This window comes from Frankia sp. CcWB2 (assembly GCF_977927585.1).
In genome coordinates, this window is record NZ_CDWRCM010000020.1 from 26,582 (window position 1) to 32,243 (window position 5,662).

At 74.2% G+C, this 5,662-nt stretch carries 6 protein-coding genes and 1 pseudogene; 2 read left to right on the forward strand and 5 right to left on the reverse strand.

Going from position 1 to position 5,662, the window contains the following annotated elements:
- The 4 genes and pseudogenes from ACY45C_RS04050 to ACY45C_RS04065 all read right to left on the reverse strand — a co-directional run.
- Nucleotides 1-226: polyketide synthase dehydratase domain-containing protein (locus ACY45C_RS04050; protein WP_462186304.1), on the reverse strand; the 226-nt coding region annotated here is incomplete at its 3' end.
- Between the two features lie 190 nt (nt 227-416).
- Nucleotides 417-680 (reverse strand): annotated as a pseudogene (locus tag ACY45C_RS04055) (hotdog family protein); the annotation flags it as partial.
- A gap of 36 nt (nt 681-716) precedes the next feature.
- On the reverse strand, nt 717-2,249 hold the full coding sequence (locus ACY45C_RS04060; RefSeq protein WP_462186305.1) for an AMP-binding protein: 1,533 nt from the start codon (nt 2,247-2,249) through the stop codon (nt 717-719).
- On the reverse strand, nt 2,246-2,494 hold the full coding sequence (locus tag ACY45C_RS04065; protein ID WP_462186306.1) for an acyl carrier protein: 249 nt from the start codon (nt 2,492-2,494) through the stop codon (nt 2,246-2,248). Before ACY45C_RS04065 ends, ACY45C_RS04060 begins: the two co-directional genes overlap by 4 nt.
- A gap of 31 nt (nt 2,495-2,525) precedes the next feature.
- On the opposite strand from ACY45C_RS04065, the gene ACY45C_RS04070 reads away from it, so the two are divergent.
- Together ACY45C_RS04070 and ACY45C_RS04075 are read left to right on the forward strand one after the other, a co-directional pair.
- Nucleotides 2,526-4,397 carry an alpha/beta fold hydrolase gene (locus tag ACY45C_RS04070; protein WP_462186307.1) on the forward strand — a complete coding sequence of 624 codons (1,872 nt, stop codon included), beginning with the start codon at nt 2,526-2,528 and terminating at the stop codon, nt 4,395-4,397.
- Complete coding sequence (locus ACY45C_RS04075; RefSeq protein WP_462186308.1) at nt 4,394-5,140, forward strand: class I SAM-dependent methyltransferase; 747 nt, start codon at nt 4,394-4,396, stop codon at nt 5,138-5,140. Before ACY45C_RS04070 ends, ACY45C_RS04075 begins: the two co-directional genes overlap by 4 nt.
- Before the next feature lie 73 nt (nt 5,141-5,213).
- Here ACY45C_RS04075 and ACY45C_RS04080 read toward each other — a convergent pair whose 3' ends face one another.
- A complete protein-coding gene (locus ACY45C_RS04080) occupies nt 5,214-5,579 on the reverse strand; it encodes a PIG-L deacetylase family protein (protein ID WP_462186309.1) in 366 nt (121 codons plus the stop codon).
- Nucleotides 5,580-5,662 lie beyond the last annotated feature (83 nt).

The window sequence follows — 5,662 nt, forward strand, 5'->3', positions numbered from 1 at the left end:
CCCACACAGGACCGCGTAGCGGTCGGAAGGAGCGGAAGCTGTCGATGTAGACGGGGATGAACGGGTCGCCGCCGGGCGGTGGAACCTGGCCGAACGCCACCAGCGTGGCCGCGTCGAGCTTCGCCGGGTGCAGGTGGAACCCCTCGTCGCCCTGGTCCTCCGGGTGCAGGTCGAGCCGGGCCAGCAGGCCGCCGTCGAGCAGGTGGACGGGCCCGAACGCCTTCATCGGCCGACCGTGCTCGATGCCCTCGCCGGCGAGCCTGCCGGTACAGCTCCTCCATGTCCTTGTGCCGCGAGGAGCGCAGCACCAGCGCCCGCGGGTCGATCGGCGCGGGTGGCGGCCCGTCATCGTCGACCAGGGAGCCGGTGAAATGGGGCAGCCACTCGCTGCCGCCGACGGGTCGGCTCTGCGCCGACACCGCGCGTACCCCACCCGACGGCGGCGCGACGAGCACGCGGACCTCGAGGGCCGAACCGGGGCGCGCGGCGATCGGCGTGGTGAACAGCACCTCGCGCAACGACGTCCGCGCGGGGTCGAGGCCGCGCCCGCTCAGCACACGGCAGACCACGTCCAGGAAGACCGCGCCGGGCATGACCGGGACGCCGTGGACGCTGTGGTTCCGCAGCACCATGTCGTCGTCGCCCAGGGAGAAGCGGCACTCGATCCGGTCGTCCTTCATGAATGAGCCTTTTCCATCGTCGACTCCGACCTTCACTCAGGCCCTGGCCGATGCGAGCCGACGGCCGGCTTCACCGAAAAGGAGCATCCGATCGACTTTTCCATGCGCGTTCAACGGCGGTTCCGGCTGCCACCACACGTGCCTGGGCAGCATGTGGCCGGGAAGCACGTCTGCCAGCGCGCGGGCCACGGCCACCAGGTCGGGCTCGCGGCCGCCGAGCAGGTAGGCCACCAGGACCTGCCCGGCGCCGCCAGGCACCGTCAGCGCCACCACGTCCACGCCGGCGACCCGGGCCAGCGCGGCCTCGACCTCGCCCAGCTCGACGCGGTAGCCGTTGATCTTCACCTGGTTGTCCTCGCGGCCCAGGTGCACCAGTGCGCCGTCCGCGCGCACCCGGATCCGGTCGCCGGTCCGGTACCAGCGTCGGCCGTCGCGCTCCACGACCCGCCCGGCGTCGTCGGCCGGGTCGAGGTAGCCCGCGAACACCTGAGGCCCGTCGACCAGCAGCGACCCGACCTGGGCGCCCGCGCGCCCGGCCTCGTCCACGACCAGCAGCGATGTGCCCTCGTTGGGCCAGCCGATGGGCACGGTGCCCACGTCGCCGTTGTCCGGGTGCCACCGGTAGGCGGTGCACGCCATGCTGGCCTCGGTCGGCCCGTACAGGTTGTCGACAACCCCGTCGCCCATCGCCTGGTACCAGTAGCGGGCGGCGTCCACCGGCAGCTGCTCGCCGGCGAACGCCGAGTGGCGCAGCCCGCCGAGGCTGCCGGCACACAGCGCGTCACGCAGCCGCAGCGCCCGGACCAGGCTGGGAGTGCTGTGCCACACGGTCAGGCCGTACTCGCGCACCCAGCGGACCGGGTCGAGCGCCTGCAGCCGCGACAGCACGCACACGCACGCCCCGGTCGCCCACGCCGGGAACAGGTCGCACAGCGCGAGGTCGAACGTGGTCTCGTGGATCTGGCTGAACCGGTCGTCCGGGCCCACGTCGTAGCGGGGCAGGCTCACCTCGATGAACGTGGAGATGTTGCGGTGGGTGATCGGCACGCCCTTCGGCACCCCGGTCGACCCGGAGGTGAACAGCACGTAGGCCAGCTCGTCGGGCGACCGGTCCGGGCGCACGAAGTCCGCGTCCTCGACCACGGTCGGTACGGCCACACCCCGCGGCACCACATCCCGCGGCACCACGACCGGCGAGCTGGGCGACAGCAGCGCCGCCAGCGAGGCGCCCGCCACCAGCTCCGCCGCCTGCGCCGCGCCGGCCGGGTCGACGATCAGGGCCTCGCAGCCGGCGGCCCGCAGCACCGCGGCGTTGCGGCGCACCGGGTTCTCCGGGTTCAGCGGCACCACCGCCGCGCCCGCGTAGAGCGCGGCCAGGAAACCGATGTACGCCTCCGGCGGCGTGGTCGCGGCCCACGCCGCGGCACCGCGGTCCACCTCGGCATAGGTCCAGAAACGGTCCAGCACGCGCAGCGCCGGCCCGTCACGATTGCGGCGCAGGCCGTCGCGGAACCAGTCGTCCAGCAGCCTGGTCGAGCCCTGGTGCGCCAGGTCGTCGGATCTGGTCACCGGCGCGCGGCCCGCACGGCGTCCCACAACGTGCCCGCCGTGGCGAAGGTGGCGGGCACCAGGGCCGGGGCCGGGAAACTGAAGCCGTAGGAGGTCTCCAGGGCGGCGGCCAGTCCCACCATCGCCATCGAGTCCATGCCGTGCGCCGGCAGCGGCGTCCCCAGTTCCAGCGGGGCCTCCGGCGGATACTCGGCCAACGCCGACCGCACCAGTCTGTCGAAGGTGTCGTCCCACGAACCGTTCACGGCGCGTGACGCTAATCATGCGACCGCGACCGTGCTGCGCACTCTTGAGCAGCACCGGCGTCGCCGCGGCGGCCACGATGCGACCGCCGAAGAGGAGGAGCCGTTGCCCCGCGTACTGATCGTCGGCGCCTCGCCCGTGCTCGCGGGCCATATCGCCGCTCGCCGCCTGTCCGACGCGGACGTGCGGCTGGTGGCGCTGGCGGGATCGGCGAGCGCGCTGCGCGAGTTCGTCCTGAACCTCGACACGTCCGCCGCCGCCCGCCGGAGGGCGTTCGAGCGCGAGGTGGCCGACCCCCGCGGGCTGCCCGACGTGCTCGCCGACGCTCACGCCGACGAGGTGTGGTGGGTGGCGCTTCGACCGCGGCCAACCGCGGTCCGGGCCGTGCTGCGGGCGCTGCGCGGCCTGGGCGCGACCCGACTGGTGCACGTGGGCCCGACCGGGCACGCGACGCTGGAGCGTGAGGTCGTGGAAGGCGCGCTCGCCGCGGGCGTGGCCTGGCGGGTGGTACGGGTGCCGCCCGTGGTGGACGAGCGGGCGGTCGCGCTCGGCGAGACACCGCCGGGTCCCCACCACCTGTTCGACGCGGTCCACTCGGTGGTGGCCGAGGTGACGGACCGGCTGCCCGACTACTTCCGCGACTATCCGCTGCGACTGCCCGACCGCGGCACCGGGCTGGTGTTCGCCCGCGCCCGCGATGTCGCCGGCCAGGCCGTCGCGCCCGGCGAGGGCGTCCACACCCTCGCGCTCCCGGCCCCGACCCCGCTGGCCGACCTGCTGCCGGTGATCTCGTCCTGCTACGGCGTGACGTGCACCGCGATCGGCCCGCCGACCGACGTGGACCGCCTGCTGGCGCTGCGGCTCGACGGGCTGGCCACCGTCCCCGTCCCCGCCCGCGGCCCCGGCCCCGGCCCGTGGCCGTCCCACGAGCTGCGGGAGCTGACCGAGGGCGTGCGCAAGGCGCAGGACGAGCAGCTGGACGCGGCCCGCGAACGCGCCGCCCGGCCCGAGCGATGGCTGAGCACCACCGTGGTCGAGCGCGACGCCGACCCGCTGACCGTGTCCCGAGCGGGCGAGGACGGACCGACGCTGGTCGTGGTGAACGCCCTCGGTCAGGGCACCGGGATGCTGACCCGCCTGCTGGACCGGCTGGGCGAGCGCCACCGCGTGGTGACGTGGCGGGTGCTCGGTGTCGAGCCGGGCGATCGGCCGCGCGACCTGGTCGGCCAGCTCGATGACCTGGCAGACGTGGTGGCGTGGACCGGCGCGGACCGGGTGCACCTGGTGGGCTGGTGCGCCGGCGCCAAGGTCGCCGCGGCCTTCCAGCGGCGCCACCCCGGCCCGGTGGCCTCGCTGGTGTTCCTCAACGCGACGTTCAAGCAGGACGGCCGCTGGGACGACCTGGACGTCGGCTACGAGCGCAACCTCGACCGCGTGGTCCGCTCCGTGTGTGAGAACCCCGACCTGGCTGCTCGGCTGATCGCCCTGTTCAGCGGCTCCGGTCCCGCGTCGGGCACATCGCCGCTGGACGTGCTCAGCCCCGCTCTGCGCGACGAGGTGCTGCGGCCGTTCCGCACCTCCGAGGCCCTGGTCCGGTACGCGCGGCAGCTGCGTGAGCTGTGGGCGTTCGATACCGGCGCCGACGCGCCGCGGGTCGACGTCGACGTGCTGTTCATCGGGGCCGACCGGGACACCGTGTCGTCGCCGCGGCGGGCCCTGCTGGCCGCCGGGCTGTTTCCCCGTGCCCGCTACGCCGAGGTGGCGTTGGCCGGACACTACGTGCCGCACGACCGGGCGCGCCTGGTCGCCGGGCTGATCTCCGATTTCGTGCGCGACCCCGGCACGCCGACCGCCGACCACGGCGAGGTGCGGTGGCTGACCACCAGGTCCGAGGAGGCAGGATGACCGAGTCGAAGGCGTTCGACCGGGTGGCCGACGACTACGACCGGATGCGCGGTGGCCTGGAACGCGGCCGCCAGTCGGCGGCGAGCCTGGTCGGCGACCTGGCGCCCGGCAGCGTGCTGGAGGTCGGGGCCGGCACCGGCATCGTCGCCAGGGGCCTGGCCGAGCTGGGCGCGCAGGTGTTCGGCGTCGACCTGTCGCTGCCGATGCTGACCCGCGCACGGGACCGACTGGACCGCCGGGTCGCGTGCGCCGACGCGTTGGCGCTGCCGTTCGCCGACGGGATGTTCGCGAACGTCGTGGTCGTGTATGTGCTGCACCTGGTGTCGGACATGGCAGCGGCGCTCCGGGAGGCTGCGCGCGTGCTGGCGCCGGACGGGCGGCTGCTGGCCGTGCACGGCAGCCCGGCGGCCCCACCGGACGAGCTGACCCGGGCTCTGGACCGCCTGGCCGTGCTCCAGCCGCCGCGCCCGGACGAGCCGGAGCCCCTGGCGGAGACGGCCGCCGCCGTGGGCCTGCGCGTGGTCAGGCACGACTTCACGCCGGACTACCGGCGGGCCACGTCGCCGCGGCAGCCCGCGGAGAGCATCGAGCGGCGGCTGCCGCCGTCGCTGTGGAACGTGGACGACGAGACGTGGCAGCGAGTGGTCGAACCGGTGCTCGCGGACCTGCGGGCAGTGCCCGACGTCGACCGCCCCCGTGAGCAGATGTGGTCCGCGCACCGGACCGTGCTCGCCAAGGACTGAGCGCGCGGGACTCGACGCGCCCGAGACGCCGGAGGCTGTGGTCGCGCGCCCGGCGCGACCACAGCCGTCGCCGTCAGCGGGCGACCAGTTCGAACGCGATCGCGGGCACGCCGCCGAACCGCTGCCCCGTCGCGGTGACCATCCCCAGCAACGGGCCGCGCACGTCGGTCACCCCCAACGCGTCGAGGTAGCTGCGGTGTTCCCGCAGCGACGCCTCGGCCTTGTCGAGCACCGAGGTGACGTCCACCGCGTGGGTCGGCTGCGGCGAGTTCGACATGGCCACGTGCCGCACGCCGTTCCACGGTTCGCCGGGCAGATCGGAGAAGATCCACCGGTTGCCGGCGTCGCCCACCGCGTCCAGGAGCGCCCGGCCCGCGTTGCGGTGATCCGGGGAGTTCCACCGCCCGCTGGAGGAGCGGTCATGGTGGCAGAAGCCCACCACGAGCTCGGGCCGGAACTCTGTCTCTTATACACATCTGACGCTGCCGACGAATTAGACGGCGTAGATCTCGGTGGCCCCCG

Bases quoted from the DNA above. Each gene is read 5' to 3' on its own strand.
- ACY45C_RS04075 (WP_462186308.1), top strand. From the start codon at position 4,394: ATGACCGAGTCGAAGGCGTTCGACCGGGTGGCCGACGACTACGACCGG.